The 22,162-nt window shown below is 72.9% G+C and carries 24 protein-coding genes; 15 read left to right on the top strand and 9 right to left on the bottom strand.

Going from position 1 to position 22,162, the window contains the following annotated elements; translation table 11 throughout:
* The first annotated feature begins 50 nt into the window (after window positions 1-50).
* The 7 genes from ABZ815_RS33295 to ABZ815_RS33265 all read left to right on the top strand — a co-directional run bounded on the left by ABZ815_RS33295 (window position 51) and on the right by ABZ815_RS33265 (window position 6,819).
* On the top strand, window positions 51-1,568 hold the full coding sequence (locus ABZ815_RS33295) for an ABC-F family ATP-binding cassette domain-containing protein (protein WP_357705012.1): 1,518 nt from the start codon (window positions 51-53) through the stop codon (window positions 1,566-1,568).
* Entirely contained in the window at window positions 1,562-2,479 is a 918-nt protein-coding gene (locus ABZ815_RS33290) for a virginiamycin B lyase (RefSeq protein ID WP_357705010.1), read from the top strand. The genes ABZ815_RS33295 and ABZ815_RS33290 overlap by 7 nt, the downstream gene beginning before the upstream one ends.
* A 197-nt stretch (window positions 2,480-2,676) precedes the next feature.
* A complete protein-coding gene (locus ABZ815_RS33285; RefSeq protein WP_357705008.1) occupies window positions 2,677-3,624 on the top strand; it encodes a quinone oxidoreductase in 948 nt (315 codons plus the stop codon).
* Between the two features lie 17 nt (window positions 3,625-3,641).
* The gene (locus ABZ815_RS33280) at window positions 3,642-4,262 is read left to right on the top strand and encodes a LysE family translocator (protein WP_357705006.1); all 621 of its coding nucleotides are present in this window, start codon (window positions 3,642-3,644) and stop codon (window positions 4,260-4,262) included.
* Window positions 4,263-4,420: 158 nt separating this feature from the next.
* Window positions 4,421-4,795 carry a hypothetical protein gene (locus ABZ815_RS33275; protein WP_357705004.1) on the top strand — a complete coding sequence of 125 codons (375 nt, stop codon included), beginning with the start codon at window positions 4,421-4,423 and terminating at the stop codon, window positions 4,793-4,795.
* A 58-nt stretch (window positions 4,796-4,853) separates the two neighbouring features.
* Window positions 4,854-5,666 carry a patatin-like phospholipase family protein gene (locus ABZ815_RS33270; protein WP_357705002.1) on the top strand — a complete coding sequence of 271 codons (813 nt, stop codon included), beginning with the start codon at window positions 4,854-4,856 and terminating at the stop codon, window positions 5,664-5,666.
* A 40-nt stretch (window positions 5,667-5,706) separates the two neighbouring features.
* Window positions 5,707-6,819 carry a 1-acyl-sn-glycerol-3-phosphate acyltransferase gene (locus tag ABZ815_RS33265; protein ID WP_357704999.1) on the top strand — a complete coding sequence of 371 codons (1,113 nt, stop codon included), beginning with the start codon at window positions 5,707-5,709 and terminating at the stop codon, window positions 6,817-6,819.
* Here ABZ815_RS33265 and ABZ815_RS33260 read toward each other — a convergent pair.
* Entirely contained in the window at window positions 6,789-8,288 is a 1,500-nt protein-coding gene (locus ABZ815_RS33260) for a cobyric acid synthase (protein WP_357704997.1), read from the bottom strand. The two genes, ABZ815_RS33265 and ABZ815_RS33260, sit on opposite strands and share 31 nt — an antisense overlap.
* Window positions 8,289-8,424: 136 nt before the next feature.
* Between ABZ815_RS33260 and ABZ815_RS33255 the strand changes: the two genes are divergently transcribed.
* Complete coding sequence (locus ABZ815_RS33255) at window positions 8,425-9,747, top strand: MFS transporter (protein WP_357704995.1); 1,323 nt, start codon at window positions 8,425-8,427, stop codon at window positions 9,745-9,747.
* Here ABZ815_RS33255 and ABZ815_RS33250 read toward each other — a convergent pair.
* Window positions 9,744-10,619 (bottom strand): diacylglycerol kinase family protein, encoded by an 876-nt coding sequence (locus tag ABZ815_RS33250; protein WP_357704992.1) that lies wholly within the window; start codon window positions 10,617-10,619, stop codon window positions 9,744-9,746. The two genes, ABZ815_RS33255 and ABZ815_RS33250, sit on opposite strands and share 4 nt — an antisense overlap.
* Before the next feature lie 64 nt (window positions 10,620-10,683).
* On the opposite strand from ABZ815_RS33250, the gene ABZ815_RS33245 reads away from it, so the two are divergent.
* Genes ABZ815_RS33245 through ABZ815_RS33235 form a run of 3 tightly spaced genes read left to right on the top strand, consistent with a single transcriptional unit; the run spans window position 10,684 to window position 13,653 of the window.
* Window positions 10,684-12,246, top strand: a complete 1,563-nt coding sequence (locus ABZ815_RS33245) for a phospholipase D-like domain-containing protein (protein WP_357704989.1) — start codon at window positions 10,684-10,686, stop codon at window positions 12,244-12,246.
* Window positions 12,243-12,968, top strand: coding sequence for a phosphatase PAP2 family protein (locus tag ABZ815_RS33240; protein ID WP_357704987.1), 726 nt, complete (start codon window positions 12,243-12,245; stop codon window positions 12,966-12,968). Before ABZ815_RS33245 ends, ABZ815_RS33240 begins: the two co-directional genes overlap by 4 nt.
* Window positions 12,955-13,653 (top strand): phosphatase PAP2 family protein, encoded by a 699-nt coding sequence (locus ABZ815_RS33235; RefSeq protein WP_357704985.1) that lies wholly within the window; start codon window positions 12,955-12,957, stop codon window positions 13,651-13,653. Before ABZ815_RS33240 ends, ABZ815_RS33235 begins: the two co-directional genes overlap by 14 nt.
* A 23-nt stretch (window positions 13,654-13,676) precedes the next feature.
* On the opposite strand, the gene ABZ815_RS33230 is transcribed toward ABZ815_RS33235, so the two are convergent.
* Window positions 13,677-14,852, bottom strand: a complete 1,176-nt coding sequence (locus tag ABZ815_RS33230) for an acyl-CoA dehydrogenase family protein (protein WP_357704983.1) — start codon at window positions 14,850-14,852, stop codon at window positions 13,677-13,679.
* 116 nt (window positions 14,853-14,968) lie between these two features.
* Here ABZ815_RS33230 and ABZ815_RS33225 point away from each other — a divergent pair, with 116 nt between their 5' ends.
* Window positions 14,969-15,850 (top strand): hypothetical protein, encoded by an 882-nt coding sequence (locus ABZ815_RS33225; RefSeq protein WP_357704981.1) that lies wholly within the window; start codon window positions 14,969-14,971, stop codon window positions 15,848-15,850.
* Window positions 15,851-15,875: 25 nt separating this feature from the next.
* On the opposite strand, the gene ABZ815_RS33220 is transcribed toward ABZ815_RS33225, so the two are convergent.
* Window positions 15,876-16,799 (bottom strand): TIGR03620 family F420-dependent LLM class oxidoreductase, encoded by a 924-nt coding sequence (locus ABZ815_RS33220; protein WP_357704978.1) that lies wholly within the window; start codon window positions 16,797-16,799, stop codon window positions 15,876-15,878.
* A 94-nt stretch (window positions 16,800-16,893) separates the two neighbouring features.
* On the opposite strand from ABZ815_RS33220, the gene ABZ815_RS33215 reads away from it, so the two are divergent.
* Complete coding sequence (locus ABZ815_RS33215; protein WP_357704975.1) at window positions 16,894-17,439, top strand: helix-turn-helix domain-containing protein; 546 nt, start codon at window positions 16,894-16,896, stop codon at window positions 17,437-17,439.
* Window positions 17,440-17,494: 55 nt separating this feature from the next.
* Here ABZ815_RS33215 and ABZ815_RS33210 read toward each other — a convergent pair whose 3' ends face one another.
* Together ABZ815_RS33210 and ABZ815_RS33205 are read right to left on the bottom strand one after the other, a co-directional pair.
* Window positions 17,495-18,049 (bottom strand): TetR/AcrR family transcriptional regulator, encoded by a 555-nt coding sequence (locus tag ABZ815_RS33210; protein WP_357704972.1) that lies wholly within the window; start codon window positions 18,047-18,049, stop codon window positions 17,495-17,497.
* Window positions 18,042-18,380, bottom strand: coding sequence for a hypothetical protein (locus ABZ815_RS33205; protein WP_357704970.1), 339 nt, complete (start codon window positions 18,378-18,380; stop codon window positions 18,042-18,044). Before ABZ815_RS33205 ends, ABZ815_RS33210 begins: the two co-directional genes overlap by 8 nt.
* An 80-nt stretch (window positions 18,381-18,460) precedes the next feature.
* On the opposite strand from ABZ815_RS33205, the gene ABZ815_RS33200 reads away from it, so the two are divergent.
* Window positions 18,461-18,925, top strand: a complete 465-nt coding sequence (locus ABZ815_RS33200) for an ATP-binding protein (RefSeq protein WP_357704967.1) — start codon at window positions 18,461-18,463, stop codon at window positions 18,923-18,925.
* Between the two features lie 76 nt (window positions 18,926-19,001).
* Here ABZ815_RS33200 and ABZ815_RS33195 read toward each other — a convergent pair whose 3' ends face one another.
* The gene (locus ABZ815_RS33195) at window positions 19,002-19,760 is read right to left on the bottom strand and encodes an SDR family oxidoreductase (protein ID WP_357704964.1); all 759 of its coding nucleotides are present in this window, start codon (window positions 19,758-19,760) and stop codon (window positions 19,002-19,004) included.
* Window positions 19,757-20,209 (bottom strand): MarR family transcriptional regulator, encoded by a 453-nt coding sequence (locus ABZ815_RS33190; protein ID WP_357704961.1) that lies wholly within the window; start codon window positions 20,207-20,209, stop codon window positions 19,757-19,759. Before ABZ815_RS33190 ends, ABZ815_RS33195 begins: the two co-directional genes overlap by 4 nt.
* A gap of 90 nt (window positions 20,210-20,299) precedes the next feature.
* On the opposite strand from ABZ815_RS33190, the gene ABZ815_RS33185 reads away from it, so the two are divergent.
* Window positions 20,300-21,274 (top strand): hypothetical protein, encoded by a 975-nt coding sequence (locus ABZ815_RS33185; protein ID WP_357704958.1) that lies wholly within the window; start codon window positions 20,300-20,302, stop codon window positions 21,272-21,274.
* Here the strand turns inward: ABZ815_RS33185 and ABZ815_RS33180 are convergent.
* Window positions 21,231-22,162: HupE/UreJ family protein (locus ABZ815_RS33180; protein WP_357704955.1), on the bottom strand; the 932-nt coding region annotated here is incomplete at its 5' end. The genes ABZ815_RS33185 and ABZ815_RS33180 overlap by 44 nt on opposite strands.

The raw sequence follows: 22,162 nt of genomic DNA, 5'->3' as shown, positions 1-22,162 counted from the left end.
CCATCCTGATCAACGTCCGCAAGCTCAGCAAGTCGTACGGCGACCGCGCCGTGCTCACCGAGGTGTCCCTGTCCGTGGGGCCCGGCGAGCGCGTGGCCGTCGTCGGCGAGAACGGCTCCGGCAAGTCCACGCTGCTCAGGCTGCTGGCGGGCGTCGAGCGGCCCGACGACGGCGAGATCACCGTCACCGGCGACGTCGGCCACCTCGGCCAGACCCTCGGCCTGCCGCTCGGCCACACCGTCCGGCAGGCGGTCGACCACGCGCTGGCCGGCCTGCGGGCCATGGAGCGGCGGCTGCGCGAGCTGGAGTCGTCGCTCACCGACGACGCCATGGACGAATACGGCGAGCTGCTGACCGCCTACGAGGCGCGCGGCGGCTACGAGGCCGACGCGCGCATCGACAGGGCCTTCCACGGCCTCGGCCTGGCCCAAGTCACCCGCGACCGGGTGCTGTCGAGCCTGTCGGGCGGCGAGCGCGCCCGGCTGGGGCTGGCCTGCGTGCTGGCCGCCGACCCCGCCACGCTGCTGCTCGACGAGCCGACCAACCACCTCGACGAGCCCGCGCTGACCTGGCTCGAAGAGCGGCTGCGCGGGCACCGGGGGCCAGTCGTCGTGGTCTCGCACGATCGGATCTTCCTCGACCGGGTGGCCACCGCCGTCCTGGAGGTCGAGGAGGGGGTCGTCACCCGCTTCGGCGGCGGCCACACCGGCTTCCTGGCCGCCAAGGCGGCGGCGCGGGCGCGGTGGGAGCAGGCGTACGCGGCCTGGCGCGAGGAGGTCCGGCAGGTGCGCGAGCACGCCGCCACCACCGCTCACCGCGTGGCGGCCGGGCGGGCCATGAAGGACAACAACAAGATGGCCTACGACCGCAACGCGGGCCGCGTCCAGAGCTCGGTGGCGGCCCGGGTGCGCAACGCCCACGAGCGCCTGCGCCGCCTGGAGGAGGACCCGGTCCCGCGTCCGCCGGCCCCGCTCCGCTTCCGGGCCGCCTTCCGCGGTCCCGCCCCGGCGGGCGACGGTCCCGGCACGCCCCGGCCACTGGTGGAGCTGCGCGACGTCCACGTCGGCGACCGGCTCCACGTCGAGTCGCTGACCGTCCGGCCGGGCGAGCGGGTGCTGGTGAGCGGGCCCAACGGCGCGGGCAAGTCGACGCTGTTGCGGATCATGGCCGAGCGCGCCGCGTGCCGGGCCGGCCACCTCCCCCAGGACGACGACTTCGACCCCGGCCTGCCCGTGCCGGCCGCGCTCGGCCACGACGGCTACGCCGACGAGCGTCGCGCGGCCCTGCTGGACACCGGCCTCTTCCCGCCGCACGTGCTCGGCCAGAAGGTGGGCGCGCTCTCGGTCGGCCAGCGGCGCCGGCTGTCGCTGGCCAGGCTGCTGATCCGGGAACACGACCTGCTGCTGCTCGACGAGCCGACCAACCACCTGTCGCCGACCCTGGCCGACGAGCTCGACCACGCGCTCGCCGCCTACCCCGGGGCGGTGGTCATGATCACCCACGACCGCGCGCTGAGACGGCATTTCTCAGGCACCGAGATCCGACTGACAGGGGGACACGTATGTTGACCATGATTCCCGAAGGCGCGCCCTACGGCGTGGCCACCGCCGCCGACGGCGCGCTCTGGTTCACGCTCGTGCACCAGGGCCGCGTCGGCAGGCTGGTGCCGGGGCGCGAGCCGGTGATCCACCAGCTCGACCCGGCCGACGGGCAGCCCGGCGTGATCGTGCCCGGCCACGACGGCGCGATGTGGTTCACCGAGGGCAAGGGCGGCCGGGTCTGCCGCATCACCGGCGACGGCCAGGTCACCGCGTACGCGGCCGACTCGCCGTACGGGATCGTCGCCGGGCCCGACGGGGCGATGTGGTTCACCCAGATGGGCAGCGGGCGCATCGGGCGCATCGGCGGCGCGGGCGAGCGGTCCGACTTCGACGTGCCGGTGGAGGGCGGGATGCCCGCCTTCATCACGGTGGGCAGCGACGACGCGCTCTGGTTCACGATCAACCAGGGCCACGCCGTCGGCCGGATCTCGTTGTCCGGGGAGGTCACCGTGCATCCGCTGCCGACCGAGGGGGCCGCCCCCGTGGGCATCACGCTGGGGCCGGACGGGGCGGTGTGGTTCGTGGAGATCGGCGCCGGGCAGGTCGGCCGGATCGATCCGGCCGGGAAGATCACCGAGTTCCCGTTGCCCGATCGCGCCTGCCGTCCGCACGCCATCGTGGCCGGTCCCGACGGCGCGCTCTGGTTCACCGAGTGGGCCACCGGGCGGCTCGGCCGCATCACGGTCGACGGCACGATCGAGGAGCACCCGCTGCCCTCGGTGCCGCCGTCCGCGTCCGCCGGAGAGGGCGCCCCGAGCCCCGCCGAGGGCAGCGAGCCGCACGGGCTGACGGTCGGGCCCGACGGAGCGATCTGGGTGGCCTTGGAGGCCGGCGCCCTGGCCCGCGTCACGCCCACCCCCGACTCGGCACCCCGGTGAGCCGCCCGTAGCGACGCGCCGCAACTGGCGGGCGCGCGGCGCGGAAGGGCGCGGGGCGCGGAAGGGCGCGGGGCGCGGAAGGGCGCGGGGCGCGGAAGGGCGCGGGGCGCGGAAGGGCGCGGGGCGCGGAAGGGCGCGGGGTGCGGTTTGGTGGGTCAGGGTGGCGGTGGGCGGGCGGGGCGGAGTTGACTGGGGGGATGCATGCCATCATCGTCTCCGCCCAGGGCGGTCCAGAGGTTCTCGAGTACGTCGAGCGTCCCGATCCGGTGCCGGGCGACGGGGAGGTCGTGGTCGACGTCGCGGCCAGCGGGGTCAACTTCATCGACATCTACCACCGTTCCGGCGCCTACCCGCTCTCCCTGCCGAGCCCGATCGGGTCCGAGGGGGCGGGCGTGGTCTCGGCCGTCGGCCCGGGGGTGCACGAGTTGGCCGTCGGCGACACCGTGGCCTGGGCCGGCGTGATGGGGAGCTACGCGGACAAGGCCGTGGTGCCGGCCGACCGGTTGGTGCCGGTGCCCGACGGCGTGTCCGCCGAGGTGGCGGCGGCGGCGATGCTCCAGGGCATGACCGCCCACTACCTCACCCACTCGACGTACGAGGTCAAGGAGGGCCACCAGGTCCTGGTGCACGCCGGGGCCGGCGGCATGGGCCAGTTGCTGATCCAGCTCGCCAAGCTGCGCGGCGCCAAGGTCTACAGCACGGTCTCCACGCCGGAGAAGGAGAAGCTGGCCCGCGAGGCGGGCGCCGACGAGGTGCTGCACTACGACGACTTCGCCGAGGCGTTGCGCGGCCGGATCCACGTGGTCTACGACGGCGTGGGCAAGACCACCTTCGACGGCGGTCTGGAGGCGCTGCGTCCGCGCGGCCTCATGGCCCTCTACGGCGCGGCCAGCGGCCCGGTCCCGCCGATCGACCCCCAGGTGCTCAACCGCAGCGGCTCGCTCTTCCTGACCAGGCCCACGCTCGTCCACTACGTCGCGGAGCGGGAGGAGCTGCTCTGGCGGGCCGCCGACCTGTTCGGCTGGATCTCCTCCGGGCAGCTCAGGATCAACGTGTCCGAGCGCTACCCGCTGGCCGAGGCGGGCCGGGCCCACGAGGACCTGGCCGCCCGGCGTACGACCGGAAAGTTGCTGTTGATTCCCTAGCGCTACGCTCACCCCTTGTGGACATCAGTGCGGCAGTTTGGTCCTTCGCTGCCGTCGTCGCGCTCCTGACGATCACGCCGGGGCTCGACACGGCTCTCACCCTGCGCACGTCGCTGCTCGTGGGCCGGCGTGCCGCCTGGGGGGTGGTGCTGGGCATCCAGCTCGGCACGCTCGTCTGGGGCGTGCTCACCGCGGCGGGGCTGTCGGCGCTGCTGGCGGCCTCGCGGCCGGCCTACGACGTCCTGCGCTGGGCGGGGGCGGCGTACCTGGTGTGGATGGGGGTGCGCATGCTCCTCGCCAAGGCGCGGGCCGGCGAGGAGGAGGACGGGCAGCACGCGTTCGGGTTCGGGAAGGGGTTCCGGCGCGGGCTGCTCACCAACCTGCTCAACCCCAAGGTCGGGGCGTTCTACGTGGCGATGTTGCCGCACTTCATCCCGGCCGGGGCGCCGCACGCGGCGATGGGGCTGCTGCTGGCCGGGGTGCACGCGGCCGAAGGGCTGCTGTGGAGCACGGTGCTGATCGGGTTCGCCTCGCTGATGAGCGACGTCCTGCGGTCGGCCCGCGTACGGCGGGTCCTCGACCGGGTGACCGGCGTGGTCATCGTCGGGTTCGGGATCCGGCTGGCCCTTCACGACTGACCCCGGGGCCGATCCGACAGCCGCTTTCCGGACGTTTCCAGAAACAGCAGTTTCCAGAAACCGGACTTTCCTTATATCTCTCGCAAATCTTTGAACTCATTTCGCATTCGCTCCCGTACGTCCCCACACAAGCAATTCCTTCCGGGACAAGGAGCGAAATGTTCACCACCCGCACCACCGTCGGCGCGTCGGTGCTCGCCGCCGCGTTCGTCCTCGCGGCCGTTCCCGCGAGCGCCCAGGCGCAGAGCCAGGCCCCCGCGGCCTCCGCCTGCCGCCAGATCGTCATCACGGGGTCCAACGTGGGCGTGCGCGAGTTCGCCTTCAACAACGGGCAGGTGCTGCAGACACGCAAGACCGGCAGCGTCCTCACCTCCTGCCAGTTCCTCAGAGGCAACGGCAGCAACGGGTACACCCCCAAATGCGGGGCCAGTGGTTACAACTGGTACCAGGTCAACATCAAACCCACGCGCGACGAGATCGGCCTCGTGGTCACGAAGGGGTACGTGCCCGCCACCTGCGCCCGCGTCCGATAGCGTCGCCGCCGGTTCCCTTCCAGGACACTGCGCCGGGAAATGGGGCAGGGTGAGGTGCGTGAAGACAGCGTTCGTGCTCGGTGGCGGTGGCGTGCTCGGTGCTCACGAGGTGGGCATGCTTCAGGCGCTCGACGACTTCGGCGTCCAGCCCGACCTGGTCGTCGGCACGTCGGTGGGCGCGCTCAACGGCGCGCTCATCGCCGCCGACCCGGCGCGGGCGGTCGACCGGCTGACCTCGCTGTGGCGGTCCGACATCGTGCGCACGGCGTTCGCCGGGTCGTGGGTGGCCCGGCTGTCCACGCTGGCCAGGACCGGCACCCACCTGCACCCCAACGGCCCCCTGCGGGACGTGCTGGCCGGGACGGTGCGCACGGAGCTGATCGAGGAGCTCGCGGTGCCGTTCCAGTGCGTGGCGGCCTCGGTCGAGCGGGCCGCGGCCCACTGGTTCACCAGCGGGCCGCTGGTGGAGGCGGTGCTGGCGTCGTGCGCGGTGCCGGGGCTGCTGCCGCCCGTGAAGATCGACGGGGAGCACTTCTTCGACGGCGGGCTGGTGCACAGCATCCCCGTCGGCCGGGCCGTGCAGCTCGGGGCCAGGCGGGTCTACGTGCTGCACGTCGGCCGGATCGAGCGGCCGCTGACCGCGCCCCGGCGGTTCTGGGAGGTGGGGATGGTGGCGTTCGAGATCGCGCGGCGCTACCGGTTCGCCGAGGAGATGGCCACGTTGCCGCCGGGGGTGGAGGTGCACGTGCTGCCTGCCGGGGTCGGTGAGCCGCTGTCGCCGTTGCGCTACCGGGACCTGTCCCAGATCTCCACCTACATCGACCGGGCGTACGAGGCTTCTTCTCGGTATCTGCGGACAATAGGAGGATGAAGACCCAACCTCAGGGGGGCTGACCCAAGGGAGGCAGCCGATGCTCCCGCCGCGGATCGTGCGTCGGATCATCCTCGCGCCGCTCGTGATCGTGGTCACCGTGCTCGTGCTGGTGACGCTGCCGTTGTGGCTCCTGGTCACGTTCGGGGCCTCCTTGCGGCTGCCGCCGCCGCAGCGCAGGGGGCTGCGGTTCGTCTGGTTCGGGGCGGCCTGGCTGACGCTGGAGTCGGCGGTGCTCATCGCCTGCCTCGGGCTGTGGCTGTCGGGGGCGTTCGGACGGGCCCGGCGCCAGGAGCGGCACTACGCGCTGATCCGCTGGTTCCTGTCGAAGGTCTACGCGGTGGCCGTGCGGATCTTCAGGCTGACCCTGGTCGTCGAGGAGCCGCCGCCGACCCCGCAGGAGCGCGCCGCCCGGCTGAGCCGCCCGGTCGTGGTGCTCTCCCGGCACGCCGGGCCGGGCGACTCCTTCCTGCTGATCTATCTCCTGCTGTCCCGGTACGAACGCCGCCCCCGGATCGTCATGAAGGCCGCCCTCCAGTACGACCCCTCGCTCGACGTCGTGGTCAACCGGCTGCCGAACGCCTTCGTGCCGCGCCGGTCCGGCCGCGAACGGGTGGTCGCGGAGATCCGGCGGCTGGCGACGACCATGGACGACCACGACGCGCTGGTGATCTTCCCGGAGGGCGGCAACTTCACCCCACGCCGGCGGCGGCTGGCGATCCGGCGGCTGGAGGAGAAGGGGCTGGCCGAGGAGGCGGAACGGGCACGCGGCATGGACCACCTGCTGCCGCCCCGGCCGAACGGCGCCATCGCCGCGATCACCGCCTGCCCGGAGGCCGACGTGATCTTCGTCGCCCACACCGGCCTGGACGACCTCGTCACGATCGGCGACGTGTGGCGCAGGCTGCCGTACGCGGCGCGGATCACGGCCAAGTGGTGGCGGGTGCCGGCGGCCGAGGTGCCCCGGGACCGGGAGAGCCAGGTCCGCTGGCTGTACTCCCACTGGGAGGAGATCGACGCCTGGATCACCGCCCAGCGTTCCACGCGGGACGGGGAAACGCCGCCGGACCGGGGAACGGCCCGGGATCAGGAGGCGCCACCGGATCAGGAAGTGGTGCCGGATCAGGGTGAGGGGGCGCCCGGCGGCAGGTAGGGGACCGGGGCGGGGCCGTCGCGCAGCAGGCCCAGCAGGGCGTCGGTGTCGAGGTGCTGCTCGATCAGGTCGCCCAGGGCGTCGAGGCGGGCCTCGCGCAGACGGGCGAAGTCGGTGTCCGGGGCGGGGACGAAGGCGCGCCCGGCCCGGTCGGCGACGTCGGCCAGGAACGCCCGCCGGAAGGCGTCGTTCTCCAGGGCGCCGTGCCAGGTGGTGCCCCACACGTCGCCGGCGCGGCAGCCGTCCAGGAAGGGTTCGCCGCCCTCGACCGTCGCCCGGCCGTGGTGGATCTCGTACGCGCTGACCGGCTCCCCGTAGGCCCGCCCGACCGGCCGTCCGAGCCGCTTGTCCGGCGCGAACTCGACCCGCACGGGCAGCAGCCCGAGCCCGTCCACCCGGCCCGCCCGCGACTCCACCTCGTCCACGATCTCCCGGCCGAGCATCTGGAACCCGCCGCAGATCCCCAGGACGGGCCCGCGCCGGGCGAGGAGGGCATCGGCCAGGCCGGTACGCCGCAGCCAGGCCAGGTCCTCGACCGTGGCCCGCGAGCCCGGCAGCACCACCAGGTCGGCGTCGTCCAGCTCGACCGGGTCGGTCACGAAGCGCACCACCACACCGGGCTCGGCGGCCAGCGCGTCCAGGTCGGTGAAGTTCGAGATGCGCGGCAGCCGGACGACCGCCACGCGCAACGTCTGCCTGCCCAGTGGCCGGCCGGTCGCGACCCGGCGGGAGTCCAGCGCGAGGGAGTCCTCGACGTCCAGCCAGAGGCCGTCGAGCCAGGGCAGCACGCCGTACACCGACCGGCCGGTGAGCTTCCTGAGCATGTCGAGGCCGGGTTCGAGCAGCTCGCGGGCGCCCCGGAACTTGTTCACGACGAAGCCGGAGACGAGGGCCTGGTCGGCCGCGTCCAGCAGCGCGACCGTGCCGTGGAAGGCGGCGAACACGCCACCCCTGTCGATGTCGCCGACCACGACGACGGGCAGTCCGGCGGCCCTGGCCAGGCCCATGTTGGCGATGTCGCCGCGGCGCAGGTTGATCTCGGCGGGGCTGCCGGCGCCCTCGCAGATCACCACGTCGTACCTGGCGCGCAGCCGTTCCAGGGAGGCGAGGGCGGTGGTCCGCAGGAGGTCCTTCAGCGCGCCGTACTCCATGGCGTCCACGTCGGCGACGGGCTCGCCCAGGAGCACGACCTGGCTGCGGCGGTCGCTGCCCGGCTTGAGCAGGACGGGGTTCATGTCGGCGACCGGTTCGAGCCCGGCGGCCTGGGCCTGCATGGCCTGGGCGCGGCCGATCTCGGCGCCGCCGGCGGTGACGTAGGAGTTCAGCGACATGTTCTGGGCCTTGAAGGGCGCCACGCGCACGCCCTGACGGGCCAGCCAGCGGCAGATCCCGGCGGTCACCACGCTCTTGCCCGCGTCGGAGGTGGTGCCGGCGACCAGCATCGCCCCGGTGAGCCGCGCAGCGTTCATGCAGATCACCGTACATGAGCCCCAAACTGCGAAATTTCCCAGAAAACGGCCATTTACGAATCGTGTGACTTCTGCCACTCTGTCTAGAACGTTCGCCTAGAACAGCATTCTAGATTTTCCTACTGGAAGGGTGAGCATGGTCAGGACGTTGGGATCGCCGCGTGCCGGCGCCATCGACGCGCAGACCCGGGCGCCGTTCGGCTGGGCGCCGCTGGTCGTGCTCTTCATCGTCGGACTCGTGGACCGGATCGAGTACAACCTGCTGTCGGGGGTGCTGCCGCTCGTCCAGAAGGAGTGGGGGTTCAGCGACACCGCCGCGGGCTCGATCCCCACCGCCGCGGCGCTCGCGGCCGCGATCGTCTCCCTGCCCGCGGGCTTCCTCGCCGACCGGTTCAGCCGTACGCGGATCATCGCGGTGGTCGTCCTCCTGTGGGCCGTCGCCACGCTCGGGTCGGGCCTGGCCACCGGCTTCGTGATGTTCTACCTGATGCGGGTGCTGCTCGCGGCGGCCGAGAACATCGACAACCCGGCGGCCGGCAGCCTGCTCGCCGACTACTACCCGCCGGTCAGCCGGGCCAAGGCGTACGGGCTGACCCGCGTCACGACCTATCTCGGCGGCGTCGGCACGCTGCTGGGCGGCGTGCTGGCCGAGGCGTACTCGTGGCGCACCGCGTTCCTGGTCATGGTGGTGCCCGGCGTGCTCACGGCGGTGCTCTGCTGGTTCCTGCGCGAGCCGGGCCGCGGCGACCTGGACCGGATGGTGGCCGGAGCCGCCGTCGAGCCGCCCGCAGCCCGGCCCGCGACGCCCAAGGCGCCCTTCTGGCAGCAGTTCGGGCAGGTCATCCGCATCCCGACGCTGCTGTTCGTGTGCGCCGGGCTGGGCCTGCTCACCCTCGGCCTGGCCGGCATCTTCTACTGGCTGCCCACCCTCATGGTCCGCGAGTACGGCGTCGGCGTCGGCGCCGCCGGCTCGCTGAGCGGCCTGATCACCATCGCGGGAACGCTGGCCGGCACCCTGGTCGGCTCCTGGCTGGGCCGCCGGTGGCACGGCACCCGCAAGGGCGGCAGGCTGCTGGCCGGCGGCGGCGGCATCACCGCGGGCGCGGCGGTGCTGGCCGGGGCGCTCGCCATGGACTCGATCGGCCCGATGACCGCGCTGGTCCTGCTGGCCTGCTCGCTGATGTCGATCGCGATCCCGAACATGACGGCCTGCCTGGCGGACGTCGTCCCGGCCGCGGCGCGCGGTCTCGGCTTCGCCGTGCTGCAACTGCTGATCACGGCGGCCGGGGCGTTCGGCTCGCTCGTCGTCGGCATCGCCTCCGACCGGTTCGGCTCGCTGATCGGCGGCATGTACCTGCTGGTCGTCCCCATGATCGTGGGCGGCCTCCTGACGCTCGGCGCCCGCGCCTCCTTCGAGCGCGACGCCGGGCGGGTCATGGACGCCGCCCGCGCGGGCTAGGGCAGGCAGACGGTCAGCGCCCCCGGGGCCACCTCGGCTTTGAGCTTGGTGGTGGCCTCGCGGTCGCCCCCGTCCAGTTCGTACGTCAGCGGCGACCCGAACCGGGCCGTCACCTTGCGCGCCCGGGTGATGCGCACGAACGGCGAGTCCTCCGACCGTCCGGCGGCCATCTTGCCCATCACCCTGGCCCACTGGATCGGCCCCTTGGCCGTGGACAGCCCGACCTCCAGCCAGCCGTCGTCCGGCCGGGCGTCGTCGAACGCCTCGATCCCGCCGGCGATCGTGCCCACGTTGCCGAGCAGCAGGCAGCTCGCCTCGCCCTCGAACCAGGTGACCCCGTCGACCTTGACCTTCATCGGCACCAGGGGCCCGCCGACGTGCCGGACGGCGGCCTTGACGTAGCTGAGCCTGCCGAACTTCCGCTTGGCCTTGCCGTCGGCCTCGGCGATCATCTCGGCCTCGAACCCGGCGCCGGCCATGACCGCGAAGTGCTCGCCGTTGAGCAGCCCGAGGTCCAGCTCGGCGCGGCGGCCCTCGAAGCCGATCCGTACGGACTCCTCCAGGTCGGTGGGGATGCCCAGGTTGCCGGCGAACAGGTTGGCCGTGCCGGCGGGCAGGATCGCCATCGGCACGCCGGAGCCGGCCATGGCGTCGGCGCACCGTTGCACCATGCCGTCACCGCCCCAGACGAACACCTGCTCCGCGCCCGCCTCCAGGGCCTTGCGCACCTTCTTGGGCGCCTTCTTGCTCTTGGGCACCTCGTGCCAGATCAGCTCTCCGACGTCCCGCTCGGTGAGCAGCACGCGCAGCCGGTCCAGCCCGGCGCCGAGGATCTTCTTCTGATGTGCGACAACTGCGATTGTGGGGGACACTCCTCCCGCACTACCCGTGGTTTGCGGGGTTATGAATGGCTTTCATGCGGGTAGCGGTGGCCGAATGCGCATCCAGGACTGGTTCCTCACCGAGGAGGAACGCGACAACCGGGCGACCGGGCTCGACGCCTGGTCCAGCGGCAACGAGGTACGCCCGCTCATCCACGGCGCCACGTACTTCGCCGAGCTGAACAGCCGCCTGGCGGCGCTGCGCAAGGACGACCTGCTGCTGTTCGCCGACTGGCGGGGCGACCCCGACGAGCGGCTGACCGACGACGGGCCCACGGTGAGCGCGGCCCTCGGCGCCGCGGCCGAGCGCGGCGTCATCGTCAGGGGCCTCATCTGGCGCTCCCACCTGGACCGCCTGCGCTTCAGCGCGGCCGAGAACCGGCACCTGGGCGAGAAGATCGAGAACGCGCACGGGCAGGCGATGCTCGACACGCGGACCAAACCGGGCGGCTCGCACCACCAGAAGTTCGTCATCCTCCGCCACGACCGCGACCCCTCGGCGGACGTGGCCTTCGTCGGCGGCATCGACCTGTGCCACAGCCGCCGCGACGACGCCGAGCATCTGGGCGACCCGCAGTCCTGCCCGATGCCCGACGTGTACGGCCCCCGCCCGCCCTGGCACGACATCCAGCTCGCCATCCACGGCCCGGCGGTCGCCGAGGTGGAGAAGACCTTCTGCGAACGCTGGGAGGACCCGGCCCCCGAGACCAGGGACCCGCTGCGCCGCCTGCGCGACCATCTGAGCAGGCTGGACGACGCTCCCCCGCTGCCCGACCCGGGACCGCCGCCCCCGCGCGCCGGCACGCACCACGTGCAGCTCCTGCGCACCTATCCGGCCCGGCACAGCGCGTACCCGTTCGCGCCGGACGGGGAGCGCAGCATCGCCCACGCCTACCACAAGGTGCTCGGCAGGGCCCGGTCGCTGGTGTACCTGGAGGACCAGTACCTGTGGTCCACGGACGTGATCGAGCCGTTCGCGCAGGCGCTGGAGCGCGAGCCGGAGCTACGGATGATCATCGTGGTCCCGCGCCACCCCGACCAGGACGGCTGGCTGGCCGGCCCGGCGAGCCTGATCGGCCGGGTCGAGGCGCTGAACCGGCTGACGAGCGCCGGCGGCGACCGCGTCGCGATCTACGACCTGGAGAACCATCAGGGCACCCCCGTCTACGTGCACGCCAAGGTGTGCGTGGTGGACGACGTGTGGGCCTCGGTCGGGTCGGACAACGTCAACCTGCGCTCGTGGACCTACGACTCGGAGCTGAGCTGCGCCGTCCTGGACGAGCGGGAGGACCCGAGGCCGCCGCACGGCGCCCTGAGGTTCGCCCGCGACCTGCGGCTGACGCTCATGTCCGAGCACCTGGACGAGGAGTCCGAAGCCGGCCGGGACGAGCTGTGCGACCCGGTCGCCGCGTTCGACGCCTTCGCCGGGTCGGCGGCCCGGCTGGAGGACTGGCACTCCTCCGGCTGCCGGGGACCGCGCCCGGCCGGCCGGTTACGCCCGCACCCCGCCCCCACGCTGTCCAGGGTCCGCAGGGCGATGGCCATGCCGCTCTACCGGTTCGCCGTCGACCCCGACGGCCGGCCGCCGGAGCTGCGGAGATCGCGGAGGTTCCGATGAAGACGTTCCTGCTCCACAGGCTGGGGCCGCGGATGACGGTCGCGGCGTTCGCCGTCGCGCTCATCATGATCCCGTTCTCCCTGCTGCTCGTCGTGGCCAAGATGCCGCTCAACGAGCTGGACGCCGGAGCGGCCCGCGAACTGCACGAGTACGCGCTCGCCCACCCCGGCGTGACCCGGGTGCTCATCGTCTGGACGGACCTGTTCGGCCCGTGGCCGTGGCGGATCGCGGTGGGCGCGTTCACGGTCTGGCTGCTGATGCACGGCAGGCGCAGGCTGGCGCTGTGGGCGATCACGACCGTGACCGCGGGCGGCCTGATCGGGCTCGGCCTCAAGATCCTCGTCGCGCGGGTGCGGCCGCACCTGCCCGACCCCGTCGCCCTGGCGCCCGGCGACTCCTTCCCCTCCGGCCACGCGGTCAACGTGACCCTCGGGGCCGGGGTCGTCACCCTGCTCCTGCTGCCGATGCTGCCCCGGTGGGGGCGGCGGCTCGCCTGGGTGCTGGCCTGGTTCGTGGTGGTCTCGGTGGGCTTCACCAGGATCGCCCTCGGCGTGCACTGGGTGAGCGACGTCGTGGCGGGGATCGTGCTGGGCGTGGCGGTGATCGCCGCGACCGCGGCGGCGTTCGAGACGTGGCGGCGTGACACGGGCCGCAGGCCCACCGCGCCGCTGTCGGAAGGTATGGAACCCGAACCGGTGAAGGTGCCCGATGAGCAAAGCTGAGCATGTCCGGTACTACGCGCTGTCGCTGGTGTTACCTCTGGTGCTGATGGGCGCCGTCTCGTACGGCATGGGGCTGCTCATCGTCGGCGTCCCCCAGCCCGGCGACGTGGCCGTGAGCAAGGAGTTCGCCTCGATCCGCACGTCGCTGTGGAACACGCTCACCGACTACGGCACCAGCCTGTCGGACACGCCCTACGTGGTGGCGTTCACGGCGGTGGCGGTGATCCTGTTCCGGCTGGTGTACAAGCGCTGGCGGGAGTCGTTCTTCATGATCGCCGCGGTCTGGGGCCAGTCGCTGGTCTTCCTGGCCACCACCGAGCCGGTCGGCCGCAGCCGCCCGCCGGTGCACCACCTCGACCCCGCGCCGCCGACCTCCAGCTTTCCGTCGGGACACGTCAGCGCCGCCGTCGCGTTCTACTGCGGGCTGGCGCTGGTGCTGACGACGCACGTACGCAACCGGGCGCTGCAGGTGGTGATCTGGACGATCGGGATCGCGGCCCCGCTGATCGTCGCCTTCTCCCGGCTCTACCGCGGCATGCACTTCTTCTCGGACGTGACCTGGGGGCTGCTGCTCGGGGTGTTCTGCGTGGTGGTGGCCGCGCGGTCGATCCTCTACCGGACCTGGGACACCCGGCAGGCGGCCGTGAAGGGCGACCGAAAGCGTCCCGCCTCCGTCCGCGACTAGCGCGGGCCTGCTCGCCGGCCGGGTCAGACGAAGGCCCCGATCCCCGTCACGGCCCGGCCGACGATCAGGGTGTTGATCTCCCTGGTCCCCTCGTAGGAGTAGATCGCCTCGGCGTCGGCGACGAACCTGGCGATGTCGTGGTCCAGCAGGATGCCGTTGCCCGCCAGCAGCTCCCGCGCCCACCCGACGACCTGGCGCATCTGCGTCGTGCAGTACGCCTTGGCCAGCGCCGAGTTCTCGTCCCGGTAGATCCCGGCGTCCTGGAGCTGCGCCAGGCGGACGACCATGCCGAAGCAGGCGGTGGCGTTGCCCAGCATCCTGACCAGCAGGTCCTGCACGAGCTGGAAGGAGCCGATCGGGCGGCCGAACTGCTCGCGCTCCTTGGCGTAGGCCAGGGCGATCTCATACGCGGCGATCATGATGCCGACCGCCTGCCAGGCGACCCCGCTGCGGGTGCGGCGCAGCACCCTGGCGGTGTCCCGGAAGGAGCCGGCCTCCTGCAACCGGTCGGACTCGGGGACGCGGCAGCCGCGCAGCGTGATGTCGGCGTTCTGGACCGTGCGCAGGGCCATCTTGTTCTCCATCTTCGTGGCGGTGAAGCCGGGGGCGCCCTTCTCCACCACGAAGCCCTTGACACGGCCGTCGTCGGCGTCGCGTGCCCAGACGACGACGAGGTCGGCGAACGTGCCGTTGCCGATCCAGCGCTTGGCGCCGTCGAGCACCCACGTGTCGCCCTCGCGCCTGGCCGTCGTGCGCAGGCCGCCGGCCACGTCGGAGCCGCCGGTCGGCTCGGTCAGCGCGAACGCGCCGATCTTCTCCATCCTGCTCATCGCGGGCAGCCAGCGCCGGCGCTGCTCGGCCGAGCCGCACTCGGCGATGCTGCCCATGGCCAGCCCGGTGTGCACGCCGAAGAACGTGGCCATCGAGGCGTCGGCGTGCGCCATCTCCAGGGCGAGGAAGCCGCTGAGCAGGCCGCTCGGCCGGGGCCCGGGGCACTCGGGGTGGGCCAGGCCCGCGACGCCGAGGCCGGCGTAGCCCTTCACCAGCTCGACGGGGAACTCCGCGCGCACCCAGCAGTCGTTCGCGACGGGCACGACCTTCTCCCGCAGGAAGGCGCGCACCCGCAGCAGGATCTCGCGCTCGTCGGCCGAGAGCAGGTTCTCGAACTCGTAGAAGTCCCCGGTCAGCAGCTCGGACATGACCTCGTGTCCTTCCTCGGGCCGGCGCGGCGGGCTCTGTCCCAGCGCCCTACCCTGCGCGCCGGAGGCCACACGGACGGTCAGCCGGGTACGCCGCGCCGCTTACCATACGGCCCATGACCACCCACGGATTCACGCTCACCGCGGAGGGCCCGTTCGACTTCGGCGCGACGCTGCGCTTCGTCGAGGACTGGCCGGCCACCAGCGCGCTGCCCTCCGACGGCCGGGCGCTGCGCTTCGCCTACTGCGCCGAGTCCGACTGGCTGCCGATCGGGGTGAGCGTGACCGCCGCTCCCGGCGGCGTCGCCGTCACCACCACCCGCGCCCCCGGCCCGGCGATCCGGGGCGAGATCGCGCGCATCCTCTCCCTCGACGTGGACGCCGGCGGCTTCGCCGAGCTGGGCGAGGCCGACCCGGTGCTCGGCGACGTGCAGCGGCACCGCCCGGGGCTGCGTCCGGTGTGCTTCTGGAGCCCGTGGGAGGCGGCCTGCTGGGCGGTGATCGTGCAACGCTCGTCGATGCTCGTCGCCTCGCGGATCAAGCAGCGCATCGCCGACCGCTACGGCGCGGCCGTCACCGTGGACGGGCAGGCGTACCAGGCGTTCCCGCCGCCGGTGAGCCTGGTGGACGCGGGCGGGCTCGGGCTGCCGGCGCAGAAGGAGGAGTGGCTGCGCGGGCTGGCCAGGGCGGCGCTCGACGGCGTGCTCACCACCGAGCACCTGCGCTCGCTCGCCCCCGAGGACGCCCTGGCCGAGCTGCGCGCGCTGCCCGGCGTGGGGCCGTTCTCGGCCGGTCTGATCCTGATCCGCGGGGCGGGCGCGCCCGACGCGTTCCCCGGCGACGAGCCCCGGTTGTTCGGGATCCTGCGCAAGGCGTACGGGCTGCCCGAGGACGCCCCGGCGAGCGCCTACCGCAGGATCGCCGAGTCGTGGCGGCCCTACCGGTCGTGGGCCTCGTTCCTGTTCCGCGCCACCGGCTACCGGGCCGCCGCGGACTGAACCCGCTGGCCGCCGAGCACGACGCTCACAGGGACGTCAGGGCGGCCAGTTCGCGCCACTCGGGCAGGGGCGGCTCACCGGGGCGGTCGGTGAGCACCTGGAGGCACACGTGGTCGGCGCCCGCGTCGAGGTGGGCCCGTACGCGCTTCTCGATCGCCTCCACGTCGCCGTGGGCCACGATCGCGTCCACCAGCCGGTCGCTGCCGTGCTCGATCTCGTCCTCGCCGAAGCCGAGCCTGCGCAGGCTGGCGGCCTGGTGAGGGGCGCCGGTGCGGTAGAAGAAGACGTGCTCGGCCGCCAGCTCACGGGCCCTGGCCGGGTCGGGGTGCAGCACGACGGCCTGCTCGACGGCCAACAGGGCGCCGGGGCCCATGGCCTGCCTGGCCCGCGCGGTGTGCTCGACCGGCACGAAGTACGTGTGCGCCCCGAGCGTGCGCCTGGCCGCCAGGTCCAGCATCTTCGGGCCGAGCGCGGCCAGCATGCGGCGCGGCGCGCGCTCCGGGGCCGGCGAGTTCAGCGGGACGGCGTCCATGGCGTCGAGGTAGCCGCCCATCGTGGTCACCGCCCGGCCGAGGCTGGGGATCGCGTAGCCGTCCATCTGGATCGGCCCGTCGCTGATGCGGTGGCCGCCGAGGCCCAGGACGTACCGGCCGGGGTGGGCCTCGTTGAGCGCCCGTTCGGCGGCGGCCATGCTGATCGGGTCGCGCAGGGCGATGTTGGCGATGCCGGCGGCCACCGTGATCCGCCTGGTCGCCGAGAGCAGCAGCCACGACTGGCTCACCGAGTCGCGGCCGAACCCCTCGCCGAACCACAGCGCGCCGTAACCCAGCTCCTCGATCTCGGCCGCGCCGTCGCGCAGCTCCCCGGCCGGACGGTCGTCGAAGGCGAACGTCCACAGGCCCACCTTGCCCAGGCGGGGGCCGTCGTCGTGGTGGGGGTTGTCGGTCATGGGTCACACCGTCCCGTCTATGCGGAGAGCCTCTCCGGTTACGTCGGGGACTATAATCGGAGATGTTCTCCGATTCAACCCGCGGGAGTGTCCAGTGCCGGCACGGGCGATGCGCGCCGATGCGCGCCGCAACTACGACCAGCTGGTGGCGGCGGCCATCGCCGTGGTCGCCGAGGAGGGGCCCGACGCCTCGCTCAACGAGATCGCCCGGCGGGCCGGCGTCGGGGCGGGCACGCTCTACCGGCACTTCCCCACGCGCGAGGCGCTGCTCGTGGCCGTGTTCGAGGGGCGGCTGGCCCGGCTGTGCGCACGGGCGGAGGAGGCGGGCGAGGAGCTGCCGCCCGGCGAGGCGCTGGTGGCCTGGCTGCGGTCGCTGGTCGCGCACGCGATGACCGACCGGGGGCTCGGCGCGCGGATGATGCTCACCCAGGACGGCGCGGGGGTCGACTGCTGGGCGATGTTGCGCGCCGCCGCCTCGCGGCTGCTGCGGCCCGCCCAGGAGGCGGGGGCCGTACGCGCGGACGTCGAGGTGTCCGACCTGGTGGAGCTGGCCGCGGGCATCGCCCAGGCCACCCCCGACCCGGCCCGCGCCGACCGCCTGCTCTCCCTCATCCTGGACGGCCTGCACCCCCGCCCCTGACCGCCCCTGACCGCGCCCGACCACCGCACGCCCGACCACCCCACGGCCATCCCGCTCAGCGGACAGCGGTCATGGACGCCGTGAACGCGGACATCCCGGCGGCCCAGGCGGCTTCGACGTCCGCGCCGGGCGGGAAGCGGCCGTCGAGTTCGAGCACGACCAGGCCGTGGGCCAGCCCCCAGACGGCACGCGCGGCGGCCTCGCCACGCACGATCCGCGCCAGCGGCGCCGCGGCCCGCTCCTCCACCCCGGCGGGCAGCAGGTCACGCGGCAGCGGCCCGGCGCTCATCAGGCGGTACAGATGCGGATGAGCCAACGCGTACGCCCGATAGGCCCGCCCGAGAGCCCCCAAGCCACCGCCGTCATCCTCGCCTCCATCACGTTCGGCGCGCTCGGCGCGTTCGAGGGCGACCGCCAGTTCGGCCAGGGCGATGGCGATGAGCTCGGCCTCCACGGCGGACTTGTCGGGAAAGTGCTTGTAAAGGGACGGCGCCCGGATCCCAAGCCGCGCGGCCAGCGCGCGCATCGTCAGCGCCTCCGCCCCGCCCGCCTCGACCAGCTCGCGCGCCGCCGCGACGATCTGCCCGGCGCGCGGCGACAGGTCAGCCACGCGCGCTCCTCGGCCCGTGACCGAGGAACCGGGCGACCGCGACGTACGTCATCCAGGCCAGCCCCGCGGTGAAGACCGGCACCCAGCCCAGCGGCGAGACCGAGTAACCGACCAGCACGGCCAGCGGGATCCACGGACGGTGAGCGAGGTCGTGCAGCACCGCCGGCCCGCGGAACCTGGTCGCGTACGGCGCCAGCACGAACAACGCCGAGCCGACCGGCGTGACGCCTCCGTACTTGGCCACCTCGAAGACGAGGAACGCGAGGCAGAAGGCGGCGAGCAGCGCCCACCCGGAACGGCCGGCCACCCGCCTGACGGTCACTGCGGTCATGATGTCCTCCTTGGCTAACGTCGTTAGCCACACTCTAGGCTAACGACGTTAGCCTGTCCAGGGAGCAATAGGGTGGAATCATGATCGATCGGGAGGTGGCCGTACTCATCGGCCTGCAGGCCTCCGGCAAGTCCACCTTCTACCGGCGCTGCCTGGCCGCCACGCACGCGCACGTGAGCAAGGACGACTTCCCCAACGCGCGCCGCCGTCAGCACCGCCAGCTCCGGCTGATCCGCGAGGCGCTGGAGGAGGACCGGAACGTGGCCGTGGACAACACCAACGCCTCGCCCGAGGAGTGGCAGCCGCTCATCGTGGCCGGCCGGGAGCACGGCGCGCGGGTGGTGGCCTACTGGTTCCCGCCCAATGTGAAGGTGTCCCTCCAGCGCAACGCCGAGCGCCTGGGCCGGGCGCGGGTCCCGGAGGTGGGCCTCTTCGCCACGCTCAGGCGACTGCGCCGCCCGCGCGCCTCCGACGGCTTCGACGCCGTCTACGCCGTGGAACTCGACGGCCGCGGCGGCTTCCTGGTCCGCAAACAGGAAGGCTGAGCGGCCGCGGCCCGGCATGCCAGGCGCGGGCCGGTCCTTCAGGCACGGGCCGGTCGGTCAGGCACGGGCCGGTCGGTCAGGTGCGGCGGGTGAAGGGGGCCCTGGCGAAGCGGTAGGCGATCTTGGCCGGGGTCAGCCACCGCACGTGGGCGCCGTTGCGGGCCCGGCCGACCACCCGTTCGGCCAGCCACGGCGCCACGGTCTCCACCGGGTCGGCGAGGATCGCGAAGATCCTGGCCGCCCGCGCCCGCTCGGCCTGCGAGTAGCCGTGCGTCAGCAGGTCGGTGACCACCATGCCGGGGCTGAGCAGGCCCGCCGTCACTCCCTCGGGAGCCTCCTTGGCCAGCGCCCGGGTCAGGTACGTCACGGCCCGCTTGGTGGCGCCGTAGACGCCGAGCCCTGGCACCGTGCGGCCGTCGCTCCCCAGCCCCTCCATGTTCCAGACGTGGCCGCCGCCCTGCGCCGCCATGCCCGCCACCGCGACCGCGCAGCCGTTGACCGTGCCCAGCAGGTTGACCTCCGTCACCGCGCGGGCCTCGTCGGCGGGCAGCCGCCACAGCGGGAGGCGGTCGTGGGAGATCCCGGCGTTGTTGACCCAGATGTCGACCCGCCCGTGCCGGCGTACGGCCTCGTCCCAGAGGTCCTGGAGGCGGGCGCGGTCGGCGACGTCGGCCACGACGGCGGGCACGCCGAGCTCGGCCCCCGCCTCGGCCACCCGGACGGGGTCGGTGCCGCACACCGTGACCCGGTGCCCCAGGGCGGTCAGCGACCGGGCGAGGCCGAACCCGAGCCCCCGGGTGCCGCCCGTGATCACGATCGACCGGGACGCGCTCATGCCTCGTGCTCCTTCCTGGCCGCCACGGTCGCCTCGATCGCGTCCGCGAGGAACCTGCCGACGACCTCCCGCTCCGCCGGGGTGAACGCGTCGATCGCCGCGGTGAGGTGGCGGACCAGCGGGGCGAAGAACGCCCCCGCCAGCTCGACGGCCTGCTCGTTCAGGACGACCTCGACCTTGCGGCGGTCGCCCTCGTCACGCCGCCGTACGACGTGACCGGCCTGTTCCAGCCGGCCGAGGAGGGCCGTCGTGGCGGGGGCACTGAGGTTCAGGGCGGCACCCAGCCCGCCCGGCGAGAGCGGCCGGCCGGCGCGGTGGGCGTCGAGGATGACCACCAGGGCGTTCATGTCGGTCCTGTGCAGCCGGTGCCCGACGGCGAAGCCCTCCACGAACCGGTCGCTCTCCACGTTGAGCCGGCGGATGAGGACCATCAGGTCATACGCCGTCATGTCACCCCTTATATTTCTATCGTGGAAGTATTCCATCATAGAAAGAAAACGTTAGCCGCGCTCCGTCCTGAGACGGTACTCGTCGCGGGGGTGGTCGCGAGCGCCGTCCTGACCGGCCTGATCTGGTTCCTCGGCCGGTGGCTGGACGACGTGGTGCTGCTGCCCGACCAGGGCGCGTCCTGGTACTACTGGAAGCTGCCCGAGCCCACCATGTGGACCAGGCTGTCGGCCTGGGCCGGTTACGCCGCCCACCAGATCGTGTCCTGGTGGCTCATCCACTACGCCCAGACCCGGGTCCGCCGCTACTCAGCCGGCCTCCACCCGGTCAACGTCGTCGCGCTGGCGGTCAACACCGGGTTCATCGCCCTGCACACGGCGCAGACCCACCTGTTCTACGACGGCCTGGCCCAGGACGTGTCGATCTACAGCTCCCAGGGCTCGGTCATCCTGCTGCTGGTGGTCGTCCTGATCATGGAGAACCGGCGGCGCGGCCTGTTCCTCGGCAAGCCCGCGCCCATCAAGCGGGAGATCGTCGACTTCGCCCGCCGCTACCACGGCTACCTGTTCAGCTGGGCGGCGGTCTACACGTTCTGGTACCACCCGGCCGAGTCCACGCCCGGCCACCTGATCGGCTTCTTCTACATGTTCCTGCTGCTGCTCCAGGGCAGCCTGTTCCTCACCAGGGCGCACACCAACCGCTACTGGACGGTGACGCTGGAGCTGGCCGTCGTCGTCCACGGCACCCTGGTGGCCGTCATGACCTCGGGCCCGGACGGGTTGTGGCCGATGTTCCTGTTCGGCTTCCTCGGCGTCTTCGTGATCACCCAGATGCACGGCCTGGGGCTGTCGCGCGCCGCGCGCTGGGCGCTGACCGGCTGCTACGCGGCGGCCCTGATCGTCGTCTACGCCCTGCGCGGCGACCTGGCCGGTACCAACGAGGCGATCAGGATCCCGGCCATCGAATACCTCCTGGTCGGCGTGCTGGCCCTGCTCGCCTGGGGGGCCCGTCGCCTGTGGGCGCTCAGAGCGGGAGCGGGATCCGGTCGAGGAACCAGTACAGGCTGACCGCCACGATGGACAGCGACACCGCGGCCGACGTCCAGCGGGCCGCGGCCGTCCGCCGCAGGAGCACCAGCAGCGGGAAGAGCACGGCGATGATCGCGAGCTGGGTCACCTCGATCCCGACGTTGAAGCTCAGCAGCGACAGCAGCAGCTCCCACGACCCGCTCTCGCGGATGTCGAGCGCGCCGGCGAACCCCAGGCCGTGCATCAGGCCGAAGGCGAAGACGACCGGCAGCCGCCAGGCGCCCGGCCGGTCGCGGCCCAGGAGGTTCGCGAGCGCGACGACGACGATCGAGGCGGCGATGACCGGCTCGACGACCGCGCCGGGCACGTTCACCACGCCCATCGCGGCCAGCAGGAACGTGATGCTGTGGGCGACCGTGAAGGCGGAGGCGGTGACCACGACGTCCCGCACCCCGCGGGCGCCGATGATCAGGGTGAGCAGGAAGAAGACGTGGTCCAGCCCTAGGACGAGGTGCTCGACGCCGAGCAGGAAGAACTCGCCGATCTGGCCGGTCGCGGCGCACTCCCCCACGCGCAGGGTCGGGCTCCCGGCGGTCAGGACGGCCGAGCCGCTGTCGCCGTCGAGGTCGTAGCGCAGGAGCGTCTGGGTGCTGTGGACGAACGACTCGGCGTCGGGGAACAGGGCGCTGGAGATCGTGGGCCCGCCCCCGTCCGGGCAGGCGTAGGCCAGGGTCAGCGTCGCGAAGGCGGCCTTGCCGCGCGGGTGCACGTCCGCCTGGCCCACCTGCCAGGGGACGCACGGCCGGTCGCCGCGGGCGACGGAGAAGCGGCGGGTGACGATCGTGCCGTACGCGCGGCCCACGGGCTCGGAGGGTGTGCCGCCGTCCAGGAACGTGAAGCCCGGCCCCCAGGCCAGCCACAGGGCCA

It is taken from the genome of Nonomuraea sp. NPDC047529 (genome assembly GCF_040642995.1).
Taxonomy (GTDB): domain Bacteria; phylum Actinomycetota; class Actinomycetes; order Streptosporangiales; family Streptosporangiaceae; genus Nonomuraea.
This window is presented reverse-complemented; position numbering and strand designations above follow the sequence as displayed.